20 protein-coding genes and 1 riboswitch are annotated in these 19,787 nt (G+C 74.1%); of the genes, 9 read left to right on the top strand and 11 right to left on the bottom strand.

Features of this window, described 5'->3' with window-relative positions; genetic code table 11:
• Positions 1-50: 50 nt before the first annotated feature.
• The 3 genes from ABT247_RS20950 to ABT247_RS20940 all read right to left on the bottom strand — a co-directional run bounded on the left by ABT247_RS20950 (position 51) and on the right by ABT247_RS20940 (position 2,416).
• Positions 51-1,001, bottom strand: coding sequence for an SDR family NAD(P)-dependent oxidoreductase (locus ABT247_RS20950; protein WP_350744320.1), 951 nt, complete (start codon positions 999-1,001; stop codon positions 51-53).
• A gap of 257 nt (positions 1,002-1,258) precedes the next feature.
• Positions 1,259-1,465: a tautomerase family protein gene (locus ABT247_RS20945; protein ID WP_350744319.1), complete on the bottom strand. Its 207-nt coding sequence runs from the start codon at positions 1,463-1,465 to the stop codon at positions 1,259-1,261.
• 120 nt (positions 1,466-1,585) lie between these two features.
• Positions 1,586-2,416, bottom strand: a complete 831-nt coding sequence (locus ABT247_RS20940) for an SDR family oxidoreductase (protein WP_350744318.1) — start codon at positions 2,414-2,416, stop codon at positions 1,586-1,588.
• A gap of 97 nt (positions 2,417-2,513) precedes the next feature.
• On the opposite strand from ABT247_RS20940, the gene ABT247_RS20935 reads away from it, so the two are divergent.
• Entirely contained in the window at positions 2,514-3,371 is an 858-nt protein-coding gene (locus ABT247_RS20935; RefSeq protein WP_350744317.1) for a helix-turn-helix transcriptional regulator, read from the top strand.
• Between the two features lie 98 nt (positions 3,372-3,469).
• On the opposite strand, the gene ABT247_RS20930 is transcribed toward ABT247_RS20935, so the two are convergent.
• On the bottom strand, positions 3,470-4,411 hold the full coding sequence (locus tag ABT247_RS20930; protein WP_350744316.1) for a LysR family transcriptional regulator: 942 nt from the start codon (positions 4,409-4,411) through the stop codon (positions 3,470-3,472).
• A 137-nt stretch (positions 4,412-4,548) separates the two neighbouring features.
• Between ABT247_RS20930 and ABT247_RS20925 the strand changes: the two genes are divergently transcribed.
• On the top strand, positions 4,549-5,883 hold the full coding sequence (locus ABT247_RS20925; protein WP_350744315.1) for an MFS transporter: 1,335 nt from the start codon (positions 4,549-4,551) through the stop codon (positions 5,881-5,883).
• Between the two features lie 154 nt (positions 5,884-6,037).
• On the opposite strand, the gene ABT247_RS20920 is transcribed toward ABT247_RS20925, so the two are convergent.
• Positions 6,038-6,670, bottom strand: coding sequence for an SAM-dependent methyltransferase (locus tag ABT247_RS20920; RefSeq protein ID WP_350744314.1), 633 nt, complete (start codon positions 6,668-6,670; stop codon positions 6,038-6,040).
• A gap of 127 nt (positions 6,671-6,797) precedes the next feature.
• On the opposite strand from ABT247_RS20920, the gene ABT247_RS20915 reads away from it, so the two are divergent.
• From ABT247_RS20915 to ABT247_RS20905, 3 genes are all read left to right on the top strand, one after another.
• Positions 6,798-7,370 carry a helix-turn-helix domain-containing protein gene (locus tag ABT247_RS20915; RefSeq protein WP_350744313.1) on the top strand — a complete coding sequence of 191 codons (573 nt, stop codon included), beginning with the start codon at positions 6,798-6,800 and terminating at the stop codon, positions 7,368-7,370.
• Positions 7,371-7,551: 181 nt separating this feature from the next.
• A riboswitch (M-box (ykoK) riboswitch) is annotated at positions 7,552-7,731 on the top strand.
• A gap of 316 nt (positions 7,732-8,047) precedes the next feature.
• Positions 8,048-9,415 carry a magnesium transporter MgtE N-terminal domain-containing protein gene (locus ABT247_RS20910; RefSeq protein ID WP_350744312.1) on the top strand — a complete coding sequence of 456 codons (1,368 nt, stop codon included), beginning with the start codon at positions 8,048-8,050 and terminating at the stop codon, positions 9,413-9,415.
• A complete protein-coding gene (locus ABT247_RS20905; protein ID WP_350744311.1) occupies positions 9,412-10,761 on the top strand; it encodes an NRAMP family divalent metal transporter in 1,350 nt (449 codons plus the stop codon). The genes ABT247_RS20910 and ABT247_RS20905 overlap by 4 nt, the downstream gene beginning before the upstream one ends.
• A 67-nt stretch (positions 10,762-10,828) precedes the next feature.
• Here the strand turns inward: ABT247_RS20905 and ABT247_RS20900 are convergent, their stop codons facing one another.
• The 3 genes from ABT247_RS20900 to ABT247_RS20890 all read right to left on the bottom strand — a co-directional run bounded on the left by ABT247_RS20900 (position 10,829) and on the right by ABT247_RS20890 (position 12,816).
• Positions 10,829-11,041 (bottom strand): hypothetical protein, encoded by a 213-nt coding sequence (locus tag ABT247_RS20900; RefSeq protein WP_350744321.1) that lies wholly within the window; start codon positions 11,039-11,041, stop codon positions 10,829-10,831.
• A 616-nt stretch (positions 11,042-11,657) separates the two neighbouring features.
• Complete coding sequence (locus tag ABT247_RS20895) at positions 11,658-12,224, bottom strand: PaaI family thioesterase (protein WP_350744310.1); 567 nt, start codon at positions 12,222-12,224, stop codon at positions 11,658-11,660.
• Positions 12,225-12,381: 157 nt separating this feature from the next.
• Positions 12,382-12,816, bottom strand: a complete 435-nt coding sequence (locus ABT247_RS20890) for a winged helix-turn-helix transcriptional regulator (RefSeq protein WP_350744309.1) — start codon at positions 12,814-12,816, stop codon at positions 12,382-12,384.
• Between the two features lie 371 nt (positions 12,817-13,187).
• On the opposite strand from ABT247_RS20890, the gene nadC reads away from it, so the two are divergent.
• The gene (nadC, locus tag ABT247_RS20885; protein WP_350744308.1) at positions 13,188-14,081 is read left to right on the top strand and encodes a carboxylating nicotinate-nucleotide diphosphorylase; all 894 of its coding nucleotides are present in this window, start codon (positions 13,188-13,190) and stop codon (positions 14,079-14,081) included.
• Complete coding sequence (locus ABT247_RS20880; RefSeq protein ID WP_350744307.1) at positions 14,069-14,923, top strand: PhzF family phenazine biosynthesis protein; 855 nt, start codon at positions 14,069-14,071, stop codon at positions 14,921-14,923. Before nadC ends, ABT247_RS20880 begins: the two co-directional genes overlap by 13 nt.
• Before the next feature lie 261 nt (positions 14,924-15,184).
• Here ABT247_RS20880 and ABT247_RS20875 read toward each other — a convergent pair whose 3' ends face one another.
• The 3 genes from ABT247_RS20875 to ABT247_RS20865 all read right to left on the bottom strand — a co-directional run bounded on the left by ABT247_RS20875 (position 15,185) and on the right by ABT247_RS20865 (position 17,435).
• Positions 15,185-15,934 carry an SDR family oxidoreductase gene (locus ABT247_RS20875; protein ID WP_350744306.1) on the bottom strand — a complete coding sequence of 250 codons (750 nt, stop codon included), beginning with the start codon at positions 15,932-15,934 and terminating at the stop codon, positions 15,185-15,187.
• Between the two features lie 89 nt (positions 15,935-16,023).
• Positions 16,024-17,217, bottom strand: a complete 1,194-nt coding sequence (locus ABT247_RS20870) for an erythromycin esterase family protein (protein ID WP_350744305.1) — start codon at positions 17,215-17,217, stop codon at positions 16,024-16,026.
• 11 nt (positions 17,218-17,228) lie between these two features.
• On the bottom strand, positions 17,229-17,435 hold the full coding sequence (locus tag ABT247_RS20865; RefSeq protein ID WP_350744304.1) for a hypothetical protein: 207 nt from the start codon (positions 17,433-17,435) through the stop codon (positions 17,229-17,231).
• A 165-nt stretch (positions 17,436-17,600) separates the two neighbouring features.
• Between ABT247_RS20865 and ABT247_RS20860 the strand changes: the two genes are divergently transcribed.
• Positions 17,601-18,320: a TetR/AcrR family transcriptional regulator gene (locus ABT247_RS20860; protein WP_350744303.1), complete on the top strand. Its 720-nt coding sequence runs from the start codon at positions 17,601-17,603 to the stop codon at positions 18,318-18,320.
• Positions 18,321-18,781: 461 nt separating this feature from the next.
• Positions 18,782-19,453: a hypothetical protein gene (locus tag ABT247_RS20855; RefSeq protein ID WP_350744302.1), complete on the top strand. Its 672-nt coding sequence runs from the start codon at positions 18,782-18,784 to the stop codon at positions 19,451-19,453.
• Positions 19,454-19,787: the final 334 nt, after the last annotated feature.

Below are 19,787 nucleotides of genomic sequence, written 5' to 3'. Positions count from 1 at the left end.
CTGTGCGCACAGCGCGAACCCGCACCCCGACCGTCCACCCCCACGGATCGTCAGACGGCGGCGAACGCCGGGTCACAGCCCGTCAGATCGCACGAGGCCACCCACAGGCGTGCGGCCGTCGCGGGATCGGCCAGGTGGTCCCAGAAGGGCTCGGCGCGCGGTGCGCCGCGCAGCCCGAACGCCCGGGGGCTCACCATCCGGTCACCGCGGACGTCCGGGTCGAGCACCGCCCGGACGGCGGGCCACGCGGCGGCGTCCTTGCCCTGGACGACCAGGCCCAGCGGCAGGTGGCGCACCCGGTCGCCGGCGGTCCGGACGTGGAACGGCGGCCGCGACGGGGTGAGGGAGTCGAGAGCTCCGCCGGGGTGGACGAGGACGCTCAGCGTGCTGCTGCCGGCGGCGCGCAGGCGGCGGCCGAGTTCGACGGCGAAGAGCATCTGGGCCAGCTTCGACCGCCCGTAGGTCCGCTTGGGCCGGTAGTCGCGCTCGCTCTGGAGGTCGTCGAGGTCCATGCGCTCGGTCTTGGCGGCGAAGCTGCCCGTGGTGACGATCCGGCTCCCCGGCGTCGCCGAGAGCAGCGGTGCCAGGAAGTGGGTCAGGGCGAAGTGGCCGAGGTGGTTGGTGCCGAACATCAGCTCGTGGCCGTCCCCGGTCTCCCGCCGCGGCGGATGGTCGAGGGCCACACCGGCGTTGTGGACGACCGCGTCGAGGCGGTCCAGCCGCAGCGCGCCCACGGAGGCCCGGAGCGAGCCGAGGTCGGCCAGGTCGAGGGGCAGGTGGCGCACCGTGGCGCCCGGGACGTGCGAGGCGATGGAGGCCATCGCGGTTGCGGCCTTCGCCGGGTCTCGGCTGCCCAGGACGACCGTGGCGCCGGTGGCGGCGAGCTGCTCGGCGACGAAGTAGCCGATGCCCGCGTTGCCGCCGGTGATCAGAAAGGTCTTCCCGTCCGCGCGGGGCAACCGGTGGACGTCCCAGTGCGGGGCCTTGGGTACGGAGGGCATGGCGGGCTCCTGGAGCTGAGCTGGTTCGGAGCCGGGCGGGGCGGAGGTTCGCGGCCGGTCCCGCCCGGTTCGACCAGCGTCCCGGGCGCCACTCACATCCCACCGACAGATCGCTGTCCGCGCTGACGGCCGGCCGGTACCACCCGCCGCGGCGCCGGCGGCGGTCCGATGCCGGCGGCCGGCACCGCGGAGTCGGCCGGTGTGGGCGGCGCCGGCACCGGCCGCCGCGGCGCCGGTGACAGCCCGCCCGACCGCGCTCAACTCCGGCCGAGCACGGCTTCGTTGAGGATGGTCCCGCCCAGGCTCCAGCCGCCGTCGGCGACCTCTTCCAGGATCACGAGCGTGGTCGCGCGGGCGCGTTCTCCGTAGACGCCGACGAACGCGTCGGTGACGGCGTCCTGCAGCCGCTTCCTGGACTCGGCCGTGAGCGTGTCGGCGGGAACCTTGAGGTTGGCGAAGGGCATGGGTCTTCCTTCCAGGGGTGGAACGGGTCAGCGGATGACCGGGTGAGCGGGTGGGCGGGCCCTCGGAAGGGCCGGTGATGCGCAGGGGCGGGTGGCTTCGGCGGGCTGCCTCAGGCGCCGTCAGGCCATGCCGCCGTTGGCACGCAGGACCTGGCCGTTGACCCAGCGGCCCGCCGGGCCGACCAGGAAGGCGACCACCTGGGCGATGTCCGCGGGTGTGCCCAGCCGCTCCAGCGGCGGGGTCTTGGCGAGGGCCTCGATCTGCTCCTCCGTCTTGCCGTCCAGGAACAGGTCGGTCGCCGTGGGTCCGGGGGCGACGGTGTTGACGGTGACGTCCCGGCCGCGCAGTTCGCGCGCGAGGATCAGGGTGATCGCCTCGACCGCGCCCTTGCCGGCGGTGTAGGCGCCGTAGCCGGGGAACTGGGTCGCGACCACCGAGGTCGAGAAGGCGACGAAGGAGCCGCCCGCGCGCAGCCGACGGGCGGCCTGCTGGGCGACGACGAAGGTGCCGCGGACGTTGGTGCGGTACATGGCGTCGAGGACGTCGAGATCGAGGTCGGCGATCGGGGACAGCGCCATCCGTCCGGCGCAGTTCACGACGACGTCGACGCCGCCGTGGGCCGCCTGCACCTGGTCGAACAGGGCGGCGACGGCGTGCTCGTCGGCGACGTCGGCCCGGAGTGCGACGGCCCGGCCGCCCGCTGCGGTGATGGCCCGCACCGTCTCCTCGGCGGAGGCGGCGTCAGCGGCGTAGTTCACGATCACGGTCAGGCCGTCCTGGGCCAGGCGCTCGGCCACGGCCCGGCCGATGCCGCGCGAGCCGCCGGTGACGACGGCGACCCGGCCCGGGCCGGCATTGGCGCTGGTGCCGGAGCTGGAGTCGGAGCCGGGGGCGGGGCCGGGATCCGGGTCGACGCCGGGGCTCGGGGTTTCGACGGGAGTGCGGTTCATGGCCTCCACGATGCGGCGCTCCCGGCGCGCGAACCAGGGGATGCCATCCCCTGCGTCAGCGGGGCGCCGGCGGGCCGCCGTCCTGCAGACTGGGTGGGTGGCCTCCCCCAAGTACACCGAGCTCGGCGCCTTCCTCCGCTCCCGCCGCGAGCGCATCCGCCCCGAGGACGTCGGCCTCGTCGCCGGCCCGCGCCGCCGGGTGCCAGGACTGCGCCGGGACGAGGTGGCACAGCTCGCGGGCGCCTCGGTCGACTACTACAACGAGCTCGAGCGGGGTGCGGGCTCGCAGCCCTCGGAGCAGATGCTCGCCGCACTGGCCCGGGCGCTGCGGCTGACCTCGGACGAGCGCGACTACCTCTTCCGGCTCGCCGACCGCCCGCTGCCCGTGCACGGCGGGCCTCAGTCGCACGTGCATCCCGGGATGACGGACCTGCTCACCCGGCTGACCTCCACCCCGGCGCAGGTCATCACCGATCTCCACGTCACGCTCGTGCAGAACCCCCTCGCCGTCGCCCTGCTGGGCGACCAGTCGGGCTTCCGCGGCCGGGAGGCGAGCTTCGTCCACCGCTGGTTCACGGACGCCGACGCGCGACGCCTCTATCCGGAGGCCGATCATGACGCGCAGTCCCGCACCTTCGTCGCCGACCTGCGGGCCGCCGCAGCCCGGCGCGACGCCAAGGACCCCGAAGCCCGCGAGCTCATCGCCGAGTTGACCGCTCGGTCAGCCGAGTTCGCCGCCCTGTGGGCCCGGCACGAGGTCGCGGTCCGCCGCAGCGACCGCAAGCGCATCAACCACCCGGCGCTCGGCACGCTGGAGGTCGACTGCCTCAACCTCTTCAGCGAGGACGGGCGGCAGCGCCTGCTCTGGTTCACCCCCGCGCTGGGCACGGACAGCGCCGACAAGCTGGACCTGCTCGCCGTCATCGGAAGCCAGCTCACCGACGCCCCTCGCTGACCGGACGGCCGTCCCGGCGGTGCCGAGGCGGGCGCCGGGACCGTCCAGGCGGTGCCGAGGCGGGCGCCGGGGCCGTCCGGGCGGCCGTCACGCCCCGGTCAGTGCGGGAGCACCCAGCGCGGCCGCCACGTCCCGGCGGCATCGCGGTCGGCGGCCGCCGCCGTGGCGGCGAGGTGGGCGCGGAGGGTGGCGAGCGCCGGGTGGGCGTTGTCCCGGTGCCAGAGGAGCGAGTGCGGGTAGACGGGCGTCGGGTCGGTGACCGGGATGCGGCGCAGGCCGTAGCCTGCGGGCCAGACCAGCCGGGTCTGCTCGCTCATGAAGGTGGCCAGGGCCGGGGTGTCGGCGATGGTGTCGAGGAGGGCGTCGGAGCCGAAGTTGGGGCCGGTCGCCTCGATGGTGAGGCCGAACTCGGCGACCAGGTCGTCGTAGTAGGCGCCCCACTCGGTGCCGGGGACGATGCCGGGCATCCAGATCCGATGCCCGACCAGTTCGGCGAGGGTCACCGATTTGGCGCCCGCCAGCGCGTGCGCGGGGCCGGTGAGCAGTTGGAGCGGCTCGTCGAACACCCGGACCGACTCGACGTCCTCGGGGAGCGGCCGGCCCGGCATGGCGACGGCGCGGAACGTCGCGTCGATCGCGCCGGAGCGGATCGCGTCGACGGCCGTCCCCACGTCGAAGATCATCACCACGTCGAGCTCGATCTCGGGGTGGGCGCGGTGGAAGTCGCGCATCAGGCCCGACTGCGCGCTCCGCGAGGTGAGCACGTCGACGCGCAGCGGGCGGCGGCCGGCGCGTACGGACGCCACCGCGCGTTCGGCGACGCGCAGCAGCTCGCGCGCGTGCGGCAGGAAGGCCTGCCCGTCGATGGTCTGCTCCGCGCCGCGCGGGGTGCGGGTGAACAGCCGGACCCCGAGGTCGCGCTCCAGCGCGGCGACCCGCTTGGACACGGCCTGCTGGGTGACCGAGAGGTCGACGGCGGCCTTCTGGAACTGGCCGGCCTCGGCGATGGCGACGAAGGTGCGCACTGCTTCGAGATCCATGGCGGCGAGCCTAGTGAACAACGCATGGTTGTGGCTTCGCCGGGGGTTGGTTGTTTGACCGGCGGTTCCGTTCGGCGCTTGGCTCTCACCGGTCAACTCCGGTTTGTTCGGTCGGGGCGTCGAAGGGGTCGCACACGGTGGGCGGGAAACGGCTGGGTCGGCGGTTCGGTTGGCTCTGGGCGGCGTACGCGGTGAGCGCGTACGGGTCCGGGCTGGGGTTCGGGGCGCTGCCGCTGATCGCCGTGACGGCCCTGCACGCCTCGCCGGGCGAGGTGTCCGCGCTGTCCGCGACCGGCCCCGCGGTGGGCGCGCTGATCGCGCTGCCGCTCGGCCCCTGGGTGGAGTTCCGGCGCAAGCGCCCGGTGATGATCGCGATGGACCTGGCCCGGTTCGCGGCCATGGCCACGATCCCGGCCGCCTACGCCCTCGGCTGCCTCGGCTTCGTCCAGCTGCTGGTGGTCTCGGCGGCGGTCGCCGCCGCCAAGATCGCGTTCAACGCGGCCGGCGGCGCCTTCCTGAAGTCGCTGGTCCGGCCGGCCGATCTGCTCACCGCCAACGCGCGCTTCGAGTCCACGAACTGGAGCTCCATCGCGGTCGGGCCGCCGCTGGGCGGGGCGGCGATCGGCCTGTTCGGGCCGGTCACCACCGTGCTGGCCGACGCCCTCAGCTACCTGCTCTCCGCGGTGGGGATCGCGGCGATCGGCGGCCGGGAGGAGGCGCCCCAGCGGGTCGGCCGTCGGGCGGCGGGCGCGGTGGGGGCGGCGGGCGAACGGGCGGCCGACGCGGGCGGCGTGGCGGGCGAACGGCCGGCCGGTGCGGTGGGGGCAGCGGACGCGGAACGGCCGGCCGGCGCGGTGCTCGACGGCTGGCGGCACATCCTGGCCGATCCCGGACTGCGGGCGCTCTACCTCAACAACATGCTCGTCTCCGGCCTGATCATGGCCACCGAACCGGTGCTCGCCGTGCTCCTGCTCCGCCGGCTCGACTTCGCCCCCTGGCAGTACGGACTGGCCTTCGCGGCTCCCTGCCTCGGCGGGCTGGTCGGCTCCCGGCTGGCCCAGCGCGTCGTCACCCGCTACGGCCGCGACCGGGTGTTCCGTACCGTCGGCACCCTGCGCGCCGTCTGGCTGATCGGCCTGGTCCTGGTCCGGCCGGGCGTCGTCGGGCTGCTCACGGTGATGGCCGTCGAGCTGGCGATCATCGTCAACATGAGCCTCTACACCCCGGTGCTGGCCACCTACCGGCTCGAGCGCACGCCGACGCACCTCGTCGCCCGCACCCTGTCCGCCTGGTCCATCGGCCAGCAGGCTGCCATCGCCGTGCTCACCGCACTCGGCGGCCTGCTGGCCGACGCCACCGGTCCCCGCACCGCCCTCGCGGTCGCGGGAGTGCTCGTCCTGGCCACCCCGCTCCTGCTCCCCCGCCCCGGACGGACCGGGAACCGGCCGGAGCCGTCCCGCAGCCCCGCCTGAGTCAGAGCGGCGCGCGCCGGCCTCGGAGCACACCGGTCGGCGCGGGCCGGCGGCCCGTCGCGCCGTCCGTCGGGTCGCGGATGGTCCCCGTGTGGGTGACCGGTTCCCCGAGGAAGGCGGCCCGACGGCTTCCGGGGGCCGGCGGACCGGGCGGTCAGGCCGTCCGGCGCACGGCGATGACGTTGTCGGTGACGGTCGCGCGCTGCCCCTCGGGACCGGTTGCAGTGCGCCGGGGCGCGTGGCAGCGCTCGATGCGCCAGCCGTCGTCGAGGCGCAGGTCGGCGAGGGCCTCCTCGGCCGTGGGGAAGCGCACGTCCTGCCCCGCCTGCCAGGACCACGGCGCCACCGAGGCGTGATCGACCACGAGCAGCAGCCCGTTCGGGGCGACCGCCGCCGCGGCGCGGCGCAGGATCCGTGCGCGCGGGATCTCCACCGGGGTGTGGAAGTAGCCGGCGGTGACGAGGTCGAAGGCGCCCTCGGGGAACGTCCGGGCCAGGTCGTGGCGGACGGGGTGGACCCGGGCGGACAGCCCGGCGGTCCGGGCCCGCGCGGCGACGCGGTCGAGGGCGGTCCCCGAGACGTCGACGGCGGTGACGGCCCAACCGCGGGCGGCGAGCCAGAGCGCGTCGCCGCCGTGTCCGCAGCCCAGGTCGAGCGCCCTGCCGGGCTCGGGCGCGAGGGCGGTGACGAGTTCCTCCACCACGGCGTTCGGCTGGGTGCCCCACCGGGTGTCGAGGCGGGAGTAGTGGCTCTCCCAGAAACTGGCGGAGTCGTCGGCGGTCTGCATGGCAGGTCCTCTCGTCGGCGTGCGCGGGGGCGGCCCACCGCGGTCGTGCGGCCGGATCCGGGACCGACGGTGCGCCCCGCCCTGCCGCGGTTGCAAGGACGCATGCCGTTTCGGCAACCTGGGCGGCATGGCCGACGCGAAGAGGGACGTCCTGGCCGCGGTCGGCCCCCGGCTGCGCGAACTGCGGCGCCGGCGCGGGATGACGCTGGCGGAGCTCGCCGAGCGGACGGGCATCAACGAGAGCACGCTGTCCCGGCTCGAGGGCGGCAGCCGCAAGCCCACCCTGGAGCTGCTGCTGCCGCTCGCCGAGGTCCACGCCGTCCCGCTCGACGAGCTGGTGGGCGCACCCCGCACCGGCGATCCGCGCATCCACCTGCGGCCGGTGGTCCGGGACGGGATGACGTACGTGCCGCTCAGCCGCCCGGGCGGCGTCCAGGCGCACAAGCTGCTGATCCCCCCGCGACCGGGCGGCGAACTGGAGTTGAAGACCCATGACGGGTTCGAGTGGGTCTACGTGCTCAGCGGCCGGCTGCGCCTGCTGCTCGGCGACCGGAGCCTGGTCCTCAAGGCGGGCGAGGCCGCCGAATTCGACACCCACGTGCCGCACTGGCTCGGGCCGGACGGCGACCGGGCCGTCGAGCTCCTGGTCCTCTTCGGACACCAGGGCGAGCGGGCCCACCTGCGAGCCCGATCCACCTGACGTTCCGTCAACTTCATGGGCGGGCAATTCGGTTCGCGCACCGGGCGGTCGCCGACCGGACCGCCGCGCCGCTCCGCCGGACGCACGCCGGGCGGCGCCCCCACTGGCCGGTCCACGGTCAAGCCCCGGTCAAGGATTACGCCGCAGGGGTCATCACCCCCTATCCTGGGGCCGATTCGAACAGACACCTCGTTCGGTGAGGCGTCTTCACGGACACAGGCCACTGATCCCACCCGTCGAGAGACGCTCCGGATCAGGACAGGTCTCCCCGGCTCAAGGGGTGACCCCAAGTGGCTTCCCGTCGGACACCGACCAGGGACACGCCGTGGAGTGCCAAAGCTCTGACGAGTGGGGGTGCCCGGGCGGTGACGTCGGTCTCCCCCTGCCGCGCCGCCGCGCCCCGATGCGCGGCCGAGACCGGGAGGAGGGCGTGATGGACGAAAGTCCTGGCCATAGTCGGCCCTTCCCCGTGCCGCACTCGCCGTCCTCGCCGTCCCACCGCCGCCCGAGACGCCCCGCCCTTCCCTGACCCGATCCGGTCCGCTCCGCCCTGCCGCCCGCCCCGGGCGCGGGCGGCCCCGGCGCATGCCCGCCACCGGCTCCGCGGTCACGGACGGCCGCGGCGCGCCGCCGGGTGGCCCGATGCCCCGTCCTGCCGGGGCGAGGGGGTTCCCATCATGGCCGCCGCCACGCTGTTCACGTCCGCCACCGCCCGGCTGCGCGACCGCACCGTCGCCGCCGAGCGCCGCACCGCCGTCACCCGCACCGTCCGGTCGTCGCTCGTCTCGCTGGCCGGGCTGGTCGGCGGGCCGGTCGCCAACCAGGCCGGTGAGGAGGTGGGCCGCGTCGTCGACGTGGTCGCCCGCCTCTACGGGGCGGAGCCGTACCCGCCGGTCACCGGCCTGATCATCCGGATCGGCCGGCGCCGCACCTTCATCGCCGCCGACGCCGTCGACCGGATCATGACCGGGCGGGTCCGGCTGCGCACCGCCCGGCTCGACCTGCGGGAGTTCAACCGCCGCCCCGGCGAGGTGCTGCTCGCCCGCGACGTGCTCGACCACCAGCTCGTCGACGTCGACGGCGTCCAGGTCACCCGCGCCGCCGACCTCTACCTGGCCCCACTGGCCGCCCGCACCGTGCTGGTGGGCGTCGACGTCTCGCTGCCCACCCTGCTGCGCCGCCTCGGCCCGCGCCGCTGGCAGGTCCGGCCCACCCCGGAGCGCGTCCTCGACTGGCGCTCCGTCGCCCCGTTCGGCGAGCAGGCCACCCACGGGCCCGCCGAGGTACGGCTGCGCGCCTCCCGCTCCGCGCTGCACCGGCTGCGTCCGGCCGACCTCGCCGACATCCTGGAGGACCTCGGCCGGCACGAACGCCAGCAGCTGCTCGGCTGGTTGGAGCCGGAGCAGGCGGCGGACGCGCTGGAGGAGATGGAACCCGCCGAGCTGGAGAACCTGCTGCGCGAGGTGCCGCCCGAGCACGCCGCCCGGCTCGTCGACGAGATGGAGCCGGACGAGGCGGCCGACGCCCTGCGCGACCTCGCACCGGGCGAGCGCGAGACCCTGCTCGCCAGGATGCCCGAGCCCGAGGCCGCCGAACTGCGCTCGCTGCTCGCCCATCGCGAGGGCACCGCGGGCGGTGCGATGACCACCCTGCTGGTCACCGCCGGCCCCGCGCACACCGTCGCCCAGGTGCGGGCGGAACTCGCCGCGCAGGCAGAACACCGCACCGACATCGACGCGGTCGCCGTACTGGGCGAGGACGGCCGGCTGCTCGCCGACATCCCGCTGTTCGACCTCGCCGTCGCCGAGGACACCGCCGTGGTCGGCGATCTCGTCAGCTGGCTGGGCCAGTTCGGCCCGCCGGTGACCGTCCGGCCCGACACCCGCCTGCCCGAGGCCGCCGACCGCCTGGTCGCGGCCCGGGCCACCTCCCTGCTCGTCGTCGACGACTCCGGGCGCCCGCTCGGCCGGGTCCTGGCCGACGACATCCTCGACTCGCTGCTGCCCGAGCGCGGGCGCCTGCACTTCCGGAGGCTCCTCAAGTGACCCGCGACCTCGACACTGCCCGCGACCTCGGCACTCCCCGGGACACCGCCCAGCCCCGGGACACCGACCAGCCCCGGGACGCCGCCACCCGCCCGGACACCGCCGGCCGCCGCCGGGGCCTGCGCCGACTGGCCGCCGTCGCAATGGTGGCCGGGCCGGGTCTGGTCGCCGCCAACGCCGGCAACGACGCCGCGGGCATCGCCACCTACGCCAGCGCCGGCTCCCAGTTCACCTACGGGACGCTGTTCTTCATGGTGCTGGTCACCGTCGCCCTGGTGATGGTGCAGGAGATGGCCGTCCGGCTCGGCGCCCACACCGGCAAGGGCCTGGGCGCGCTGATCCGCGAGCAGTTCAGCCTGCGGCTGACCGCCCTCGCGGTGTTCTGCCTGCTGCTGGCCAACACCGGCCTGGTGGTCAGCGAGTTCGCCGGCATCGGCGCCGCCTTCCAGCTCCTCGGCGTGCCCAAGTGGGCGGTCATCCCGCCGGCCGCGGTGCTGCTCTGGTCGCTGGTGCTGTTCGGCTCGTACAAGTGGGCCGAGCGGATCTTCCTGGTGATGTCGCTGGCGTTCTTCGCCTACCCCGTCGCGATGGTCCTCGGCCACCCCGACTGGGGGCAGGTCGGCGAGCACCTGGTGGTGCCGCACCTGGAGCCCGGCAAGGACTTCATCCTGCTGGCCGTCGCCCTGATCGGCACCACCGTGAGCCCCTACATGCAGTTCTACGCCGCGGCCGGCGTGGTCGACCGCGGCGTCAAGCCCGCCGACTACAAGCTGATCCGGGCCGACGCCGTACTCGGCGCGGTGTTCGCCTGCGTGATCAGCCTGACCATCATCATCGCCACCGCCTCCGCGATCGGCGGCACCGGCCCGCTGGAGTCCGCCGCGCAGGCCGCCGAGGCCCTCAAGCCGGTCGCCGGGCACGGCGCCGAGCTGCTCTTCGCCTTCGGCCTGATCGGCGCCTCCGCGCTGGCCGGCGCGGTGGTGCCGCTCTCGGCGAGCTACGCCATCGGCGAGGCGGCCGGCGTGGAGCGCTCGGTGTCCCGCAGCTTCCGCGACGCGCCGCTCTTCCTCGGGCTGTTCACCGCCCAGATCGTCCTCGGTGCCGTCGTGGCGCTGACCCCGGTGGACGTCATCCAGTTGCTGATCGGCACCCAGGTACTCCAGGGCCTGATCAGCCCGATCGTCCTGGTCTACCTGCTGGTCCTCACCAACCGCCGCGCCGTGCTGGGCGACGCCGCCAACGGCCCCCGCTACCGGATCGCCGCCACCGTCGTGGTGGTCGGCGTCGCCGCCATGTCGACGATCCTGCTCGCCCAGACCGTCCTCGGCTGGTTCGGCCTCGGCTGACCCCGCCGGGGGGTGACCGACCGGCATCCGGCACCCCGGCGCCCGAGCGCCCGTCGGCTCTCCGGGCTCAGCGGCCCGCGGGCACCCGGAGCGTGCCGTAGCGTTGCATGCGCTGCCAGCGGAGCCGGGAGCCCGCGAGCGCGGTGAACACCGACTGGATCACCACCAGGTACATCAACTGCCGGTGGACGAACTGCTGGAGCGGCAGGCTCCACAACGGCCCGCGCCGATCCCTGGCGGGCCGGGCGCTGCGCCGGTGGCGACTGTTCAGCGCCGACACTCGGCGGATTGTCACACCCTCCTGAGGTCGCCGAACCGCAACGGGCTCGGCCCCAGTGCGGGGGCGGCGGCCTCGGCGACGCGCCTCGTCCCTGGTGCTGACAGCCACCGGCGGCCGTCCGTCAGCGTGTGGAGGTCGGCGCGGTCCGGGGTGGTGCAGAGGGACTCGCGGCACCGGCCGGCTCGGGTTGGACGGCGTCGGCCCCGGTGCCGGTCGGCAGCGGGAGGAACTGAGCCGCCGCGTCAGTGGGAAGAGGAGGGAACCTGACGTTCTGTAGGGGAGGCGCCCGGCCGTCACCAGGCACGGTCTCCGCCCTCCGGCGCCGGCCGCCCGCCATCGTCGTCCGGGGTCAGTAGCGGGCCCGGGCATGGCGCGGCCGGTGCGCGTCCTTCGCAGCCCTTCCCGCCCCGGGCCGCCGCGACCGGCCGTGGTGTGCGGAGGAAGGAGCGGTCGCGGCCAGGACCATCGCGAGCACGAGCGGAGCCAGCAGCAACATCATGGACACGGTCATCCACGCCTCCCGGGGATCGACGTCCGCCTCTGGTCCCCCCCGTGTGCCCCGCATCACGCCCGCCATGTCAGCTCAGACGCGCTGCCCTGAGCGGCGACGGTGGACTCATCGGTTCGGGCCGGAGCCCGGCTCCTCGGGGAGCGGCGAGTCCGCGGGCGCGGGCCGGGACTTGCGGCGGATCAGGCAGGTGCTCCTGGCGACCGCGCACAACCGCAGGTCTTCGTCGACCGCGCGACAGGTCGCCAGTCCGCGGTTCCGGCCGAGGTGGACCACCTCCGCATCGACCGTCACCGGGCCGCCCGGCGCCGACACCGGGCGCAGGAAATCGACACCGAGGTCGAGGGTGACGATGTCCTGTTCCGCGGTGACGGCCGACAGCACGGCGCACCCGAGAGCGGCGTCGATGACGGTCGAGAGGATGCCGCCGGCGAGAACGCCGAGGTGGTTGGCGAGGAAGCCGGGTACGGGCATGGTGAACCGCACCCGGCCGGGTTCGGCGCTCTCCACCGCGATGCCGAGCACTTGGGCGACGGGGGGTGGAAGGACCTCGCCGCTCGCGAGGCCCCGCAGGTACTGCAGGCCGCTCTGCTGCGGGTCGTCGGCGAAGAGCAGCCCTGACTCCCTCCAGCTGAGGATCGTGGAACGTTCTGTGCCGATCTCCTGCCGAGTCATGCCGTCCCCTTCGGTCGAACAGCGGAGCCGATTCGCTTCGAATGTCGAAGCACCGCTGCCGGCCCGCGATACTACTGCTTCGAAATCCGAAGCGGTAGGTGCCGACAGAAGATCCGAGCCCGCCGCCGAACCCCGGACGTGCGCGAGCCGGCGCGGGTCAGTCGGCAGAGCCCCCCTCGACCGCGCCCTCGCCCACGGTGCGGGCACGGGTGGCGCGGGTGGCACGGGTGGCGGCCTGGTCGTCGGGGTGGCGCGCCGGTTCCGGTTCGAGCTCCGCAGCCCAGCGTTGCGACCACCGGGCGAGGGGGTCGAGTGCGAGACAGGCATCCCGCCCCAGCGCAGTGAGCTCGTACCGGCTGTCGGGCAGTTGGCGGACGACGTGGGCGTCCATCAGTTCGCTCAGGCGCTGTCGCATCACGCTGGAGGACATGTCGTCGCACTGCTTCTGCAGGGGCCGGAATCCGAGCGGGCCGCTGCGCAGCTCCCAGACGATGCGCAAGCTCCACCGCCGCCCGAACAGGTCGAGTGCCGCCATGAGGGGGCGACCGGACGTCGAGCCGCGGACGGGCTCGCCGGGCTTCGGGTTCGACATGGCGCGAAGACCAGCTCTCCAGGATTGATGCTTCGGATTCCGACACGCTACCATCGGCGAGCGCTTCGAAAATCGAAACGCAGGGAGGTCTGCGTGGACATCACGCCGACCACCCGGCTGTACCGAACGGCGGGCATCTGCACGCGTTCGTCCGAGCGCCCATGACCGGGTCCGCTGCCGCCGCGATGAGCCCGGCCGGCAGGCTGCGGCGCCGCCACTGACCAGGATCCACGAGCGCGTGCGCACCAGGGGTGCGCTGCACCGGCGCACGGTCAGGAGCACGTGGTGGGCCGGCCTTCGTGGAACGTCCGCGCCGCCCGCATCAGCGGTGGCGACCAGCACGCTCAACACCACTCGGAGGTGGAGACCTGATGACCACGACACCGTTTCCCTCGGCGGCGGCACGGACTGCCGTCGCCGCCGCCCTCGCCGAGGACGCCGCGGGCGACGACATCACCACCGTGTGGAGCGTCCCCGAGGACCTCGCGGCCACGGCCGAGATCCGCACCCGACAGAGCGGCATCGCCGCCGGTCTCCCTGTGGTCGCCGAGGTCTTCGCGCAGGTCGATCCTGCGGTCGAGATCGGGGCGAGCGTCGCCGACGGCACCCGCGTAGCCGACGGCGACGTCCTGGTGCGCTTGTCCGGTCCGGCTCGCAGCCTCATCACCGGCGAACGAACGGCGCTGAACTTCCTTCAGCGCATGTGCGGCATCGCGACGCTCACCGACCGCTACGTCCAGGCCGTCGCCGGGACGAGAACCCGAATTCTGGACACCCGCAAGACGGCACCGGGGCTGCGCGCCCTGGACAAGTACGCGGTGGCCGTCGGAGGCGGCCGCAACCACAGGGTCGACCTCTCGGCGGCGGTGCTGCTCAAGGAGAACCACATCGCCGCGGCGGGCGGGGTGACCGCGGCGATCGAGGCCGTCCGGCACGGGATGTCGCGCACCGGGCGGACGGTCGAGGTCGATGTCGAGGTGCAGACCGTGGCAGAAGCCGCTGAGGCGCTGGACGCCGGGGCCCGCTGGATCATGCTCGACAACATGCCACTGGCCGACGTCGAACAGGTGGTGAGGATCCGGGCCGAGCGCGCCGGTGCTCCGTCGGCCCTGCTGGAGGCCTCGGGCACCGTCCGCCTGGACCGTGTCCGCGCCGTCGCCGAGACGGGTGTCGACCTCATCTCGGTCGGAGCGTTGACCCACAGCGCCCCCGCACTCGATCTGACGATGCTGCTGACCACCGGCGCGGCGCTGTGCCCGAGGTAGCGATCGTCGACGCGTGTCAGCGAGGGCGCCGGGGTGGCAGTCCGACGGCCGTACTGAACGACGCGCCGCTGACCGACGAGGAGCGGTGCCGCATTCCGGCGGAACTGGGAACGTCACACGCCGTCTTCCTTCGCGCGACCGGAACCGAGCACGGCCGCCCCTCGTACGCACTCCGGTTCTTCACCGTCGCGGGCGAACTGCCCGCCTGCGGGCACGGCACCGTCGCCGCCCTCGCCCTGCTCGCCGAACGCGAGGGCGCCGACGACTACCGCGCCGTCCTGCGCACGGCCCACCGCAGCTTCGACGGCCGGGCCGTCCGAGACGGTGACGGCCTGACAGCGTCGTTCGACCCGGGTCCGGTCAGCCTGCGCCACGCCCCGGGACCCGAGGTGGAGGCGGTCGCCGGCGGCATCGGACTGCCCGGAGAGGCGGTCGCCGGAGACGCCTGGGTGGCGTCGAACGGGCGGCCGAGGCTGCTGCTGCCCGTCCGGTCCCGCGCCGTGCTGGCCGATCTCGCGCCGGACTTCACCCTGCTGCGTGCGGCCTGCGATCGCTACGGTCTGCTCGGCTGCTACGTCCACTCGCTCCCCGACCGGCACGGCCGGGCGGCCGCCCGGATGTTCGTACCGTCGATCGGCGTCCCCGAGGACATCGCGAACGCCAACGGCACGGCCTGCCTGGCTGCGGCCGCGGCCGGATCCGGAACCGACCACCTCACGGTCGACATGGGCGACCACCTCGGCTGTCCCGCCACCGTCACAGCAACCGTTCGCCACCAGGGCCTGCAACGTCGCATCCTCGTCGGCGGCCAGGCGGCGGTCACACGAACGGTCGGGTGCTGAGACCTTCGGTGCGCGCAACCGGTCAACCGGTGTGCCGGGGAGAGCCGTCCACGGGCTGCCGTTGCGAGCGGCGCCGGTTCGTCCTTTCCCCACGTCCTCACGTCGGGCAGCACCGGTCACTCGCGACCGGACCCTGCGGGCCGACGACGCGAGCACTCGGCCACGAGGTCACCGGGATGCCCGCGATGCCGTTCCCCCTCTCCGGCATCCAACCGCAGCACGCCCCCCGTGACCGCGAAGCCGGATGCATCCGACGACCTGCTAGTGGGGCCGGGTCGCGCTGAGCGGCTCGAAGTGGAAGGCGTTGATGAAGCAGTCCCGGGGCTGTCGGATCGCGAAGGTGATGCAGTCGATCACCGATTGCGCGGCGAGGGGGCTGTGGGTGTCACGCGCGACGGCGTCCCAGTCCGGATCGAGGATGTCGCGGGAGCTGTCGAAGTCCGGCGGGAAGAGGGAGATGACCCGTACGCCCTGGGGGCGCAGGCGGCGCGAGAGCGCCTCGGTGAAGCCGCGCTGGGCGTTCTTGGCGGCGTAGTACGCCTCGTGGGCCCTGGCGTGGTGGGCACCGGGGACGCCGCAGGTGGAGACCAGGGTGACGATGTCCGGGCACGCGGAGGCGAGGAGCAGGGGCAGCAGGTTCTTGGTCACCAGGACGGTGCCGGCGCCGCCCGAGGCGATCGTGTCGGCCACGTCCTCGTCGGAGGCCGACAGCAGGTCGGGGCCTTCGAGCCAGCGGGCGCCGTTGTTGACCAGGACGTCGATGTGGTCGGTGCGCTCGCCGAGTTCGTCGGCGAAGGAGCGGATGGAGGCGGGGTCGGACAGGTCGCAGGCGAAGGCGTGGACCTGTTCGTGGCCGCGGTTCAGGATCTCTCGACGGGTGCCCTCGGCCGCTGCCGAGGTGCGGGCGGCGAGGAAGAGTTCGGCGCCGAGACCGGCGAAGTGGTGGGCCAGGGCGCGACCGAAGTCGCGTCCCGCCCCGGTGACGACGATGCGGTGGCCTGCAAGATCCATCAACTGCTTCTTCCGGTCGGCGGGTGGGTGCGGGGGCAGCGGGACTCGCCCGCTGCCCCCGCTGGAACGTGCGCGGGGTTGCCGTCCGCTCAGGACAGCCAGTCCGCCGGGGTCGTGCTGCGGACCTGGACCAGCACGTCGAAGGCGTCGGTGAGGGAATCGACGGCGAGGTACTCGCGGGAGTCGCGGGACGGCTCGTAGACGCCGCTGATGACCCGCGCTCTCGCCGGTCCGCGCCACGGCGGGCGGGCGTCGCGGCGCAGGTCCAGCCAGCAGGAGGCGAGGCCGGCTTCGCCGAGCCGTGCGTCGAGCAGGTCGGGGGCCGGGTCCGGCACCGTGGCGACGCCGAGGTCCCCGTGGTGGAAGCCGATCGCCACCGAGAGGTACCGGGACCCGTACCGCTCGCGCAGGAGGCTGCCGACGGTGGGCTGGGGGCCGTTCTCGGGGGCGAGTCCGAGCGTGACCGGTGCCGCGCTGGTGTGGGCGATGCCGTCCCAGAAGACGACGGGCCGACCACTTCGCTCATGGTCGATGACGGTGGCGGCCCAGCCGGCGGCCTCGCCGGCGTAGCTGCCGCTCCCGGCGACGCTGCGCTGGTGGAAGTCGAGGATCCGGCGCATCCGGGCCAGGGCGTCGCCGTCGGCCGGGTCCCCGGTCGTCACCGACTCGACCAGCGCGAACGCGTCACGGGCGTGGTGGGCGAACGGGCGCCCCGGGTGCGTGCCGCGGGCGCGCTGCACGTGTTCGTCGGTGTCGTGCGCGGTCCGGATCGGGGACAGGTGGGACTCCAGCTGGGCCAGCCGGTCCGGTGCCGTGCGGGCGACGTGCGCGAGGACGGCATCGTAGTCGGCGGGGCGAGCCTGGACTGGCTTGACGCCGAAGATCCGGACGGGGTCGCCGGGGTGGTCCGCGTTGAAGGCTCGGATCCATTCCAGCGCCGCCACCATCCGACCCGTGCGCCACGGGCGCCAGGAGCCGTCGAGGGCGGACGCGGCCGAGCCCGCTCCACCCAGCACGTACCGGTCGAGGTTCGCGCCGGCGTCGGCGGAGTCCTGCAGGACCAGCGTCCGGAAGCCGTGGTGGCGGACCAGTCGGCGGAAGAGCTGGTCCCGGATCTCGAACGTCTCGCGCGAGAAACGGGTGGACTCGCCGAGACCGACGACGGCCGCGTCGGCGGCTGTCGCGGCCAGTTCGTCGAGCGCGGCCTCCGTGAGGGGGCCGACCGGGGCGGTCGCCACCGGGTCGGCGCCTGCGGGGTGTCCGCTCATGTCAGGGCTGCTCATGTCAGGGCTCCTCATGTCAGGGCTCCTTCGCGGACGGGGCGCAGCCCTCGGGGCCCGAGGATGACGTCGTCCGGCAGTTCGGTGAGGGTCTTGCGCTGGTGGGGGCTCGGGGTGGCGGCGCCCGGCTCGGCAGGGTCGGTTTCGGCGACCCACTCGGCGACCGTCCGGCCGCGGCGGCCGGGCCGGGCGGTCCCGACGATGGCTGCGATCTTGAGCATGTTCCCCTCGTTCCGTGGCACGCCACGGCTGCGTCAGTGGTGACGGCGCCACTCCCCCCTGGCGGCACGGAGCGTTCCGTTTCGTTCTGCAGCCAGAGGATGGCGCCGGGCTGACGAGCTGTCAAGACGGAACGATCCGTGCCGCCCACGGGCTAGACTGCGCCCATGTCACCCAGACGTCCCGACCGCCGCAGCGAGCCGGCAGCGAAGGCCGTGCTCCAGGCCGCGCTGGACCTGTGCCAGGAGATCGGCTACGCGAAGCTCAGCATCGAGGGCATCGCCTCCCGCGCCGGTGTCGGCAAGAACACGATCTACCGCTGGTGGCCCTCCAAGGGAGCCGTCCTGCTGGACGGCCTGCTGGGGGTCTGGGGGCAGTCCGCGCCCTTCCCCGCCACCGGGGACGTGGTGGCCGACCTCAAGACCCAGATGAAGGCCGCCGCGCGCAACCTGGCCACCTCACCGGTGGGCGAGCACTACCGAGCCCTCATCGGTGAGGCGCAGCACGACCCCGCCCTCGCGGAAGCCCTGCGGGAGCGCCTCATCCGGCCCATGATGGTCCGGGCCGCCGAGCGCATCGAACTCGCCAAACAGCAGGGCCAGATCCGCGCGGACGTCGACGCCGAGCTCGCCACCGAGCTGCTGTACGGCCCGGTCTACCACCGTTGGCTGCTCACCCAGCGGGCGCCCGAGGCGGTCCGCATCGACACCCTGGTCGACACCGCCTTCGCCGGTCTGGGCGGCGGGCCGGACAATCGGGGTGGTCCCGCCGCGCAGCCCGACACCGCGTCCACCGACGACCGTTCCCTCCGCCTCACGCCCCTCGAGGTCCGCCGGGTCACCTGCACCGGCAGTGGAGAGCCTGACACCGCTGAGGGCCGGGTGTGAGACCGGCTCGGCGAACGCCGGCGCAACGGGCTCCTTCCCGGCGGACGGGGCGGCCCTGTGCCGGCGCGCGGACGGACGAGCGCGAGCCTGTGCGGCGGCGCCGTCATCGGCGCGGTACCGCTCGACGTTCTCCTCGATAGCGGCGGACGGGCCGCGCCGAGGACGCCGTGCGGGCCTCGGCTGCCACGGGACGCGTGACGCGCAGGCCGCTGCAGGAAGAGTGGGCACCGTGCCGACCGCGTGCCGCCGGTGGTTTCGACGGATCGCCGAGAGGGACCGCCGAAGCCGCCAGCCGCGTGCCGGCCGCGTCGAATGCCGGCGCGGAGACCAGGTCCAGGAGGCCGGGCAGGGAAGCCATGCCCCTGGCGTATCATCAGATGATCTTCATAGCGCGCCCGCCGACGGCACCTTGTTCAGGCACGGCGGCCGGGCCGTGGCCGACACGAAGGGGGACGTTCCGGATGGCCGGACGCAACGCAGCCGCCGCACGACGGCTGGGCATGGGCACCGCATCGATTCTGCTGGCGGCAACGCTGGTCGCCTGCGGCTCCGGCTCCGGCTCCGGTTCCGGTTCCGGTTCCGTTGCAGGCTCGCCGACCGGCCAGACCCCACAGAAGTGGACGGACTTCTCGACCGTCCTCGCCGATGAGAGCACGGTCAAGCGGACGCTTCCCGACCCGGCCTCCATGCCCGGCTGGGCGGCCCACCGCAAGGAGGTCAACCAGGCGGTCAGCCAGGTCAGCGACGAGGACGGCAACGATTGCCCGGGCTGCAAGCTCGACGGCAGCGCCGACTTCGAGGCCGGCACCGCGAAGGCCTCCTTCAAGATCACCACCTTCGCCGGCACGGCGGAGGCCAGCAGCTACCTCGCGACGAATGCGAAGAAGTACGGGAAGAACGCATCCCCGCTGTCCGTCGGGGTGATCGGCAACGAGACCACCGCCTACAGCGGCACGTTCGGCAGCAGCACCGGTGACCTCATCCTCATGCGGGTGGGCACCACGTACGCCGGCGTCCTGCTCACGGGACCGTCGGACGTTCCGAAGCTGCAGAAGATGGCGACCATGCTTGCCCGGCGAATCGAGCAAACCGCCGCCGGCGAAAGCGCCAACGCCACTCTCGACGTCACCTGACGGCCCGGCGCCGTCGGCCGTCCCGGGGATTCGGCGCAACGCGGTAGAGGGGGCGAGCCTCGGGTGAGGTAGCCGTCAGCCCGCCGCGGCAGCGGCCGGGCCGGGTCCGGTGCCCAGGTCGGCCGGCTGGCGACGAACGGCCGGGCGCGGTCGTCCAGCACGGCGATCGCCCGCCGCGGGCCTGCTCGACCTGGCGGTCCGCGTAGTCGTTGACCACGCCGAGGCGGCGCAGCTGGGGATGGTGGCCGACCTGCACGGCGAGCCGCGGCTGTTCCGGGCGGACCGGGTGCTGGCCGCGGAGACCACCGAGGAGGCGGTGCGGCGTCGCGAGGGG

The sequence above is a fragment of the Kitasatospora sp. NPDC001539 genome (assembly GCF_040298565.1).
Lineage (GTDB): Bacteria > Actinomycetota > Actinomycetes > Streptomycetales > Streptomycetaceae > Kitasatospora.
Note: the sequence above shows the minus strand (reverse complement) of the source record. Positions and strands in the feature narration are given on the sequence as shown.